The sequence below is a fragment of the Bradyrhizobium sp. NBAIM08 genome, from assembly GCF_020193935.1.
Classification (GTDB): domain Bacteria; phylum Pseudomonadota; class Alphaproteobacteria; order Rhizobiales; family Xanthobacteraceae; genus Bradyrhizobium; species Bradyrhizobium yuanmingense.
The window spans coordinates 1-384 of sequence record NZ_JADYVR010001314.1; the positions used below are offsets into that span (position 1 = coordinate 1).

The 384-nt window shown below is 64.8% G+C and carries 1 protein-coding gene; it reads left to right on the forward strand.

Features of this window, described 5'->3' with window-relative positions; translation table 11 throughout:
• On the forward strand, positions 1 to 384 hold a 384-nt coding region (locus I6F37_RS44690; protein WP_225155085.1), incomplete at both ends, for a TatD family hydrolase.

A 384-nucleotide genomic window follows, 5' to 3' on the forward strand; every position in this document is an offset into this window, starting at 1 on the left:
GTGGAGGTGCTCGCCCGCGCCCGCTCTGCGGGCATCACCCGGATGATCTCGGTCGGGACCAGTTTCGAGAGCAGCCGACGCGCCCTGGCGCTGGCCGACGCGCACGAGGAAATTTTTGCGGTCGTCGGCTGGCACCCGTCCGATGCCCTTGAAGCGCCCGATGATGTGCGGCCGACGCTGCGCGAACTTGCGCAACATCCAAAGGTCGTCGCGCTGGGCGAGACGGGATTGGATTACTACCGGATGCCCAGCGCGCAGGGCGGAACGGCGGAAGATGACGGACGCTACAAACGCAAGCAGGCAGAGATTTTCCAGCAACAGCTCGAACTGGCCTCGGAGTTGAACTTGAACTGCGTCGTTCACCAGCGCGGCGCGACGCTGGAT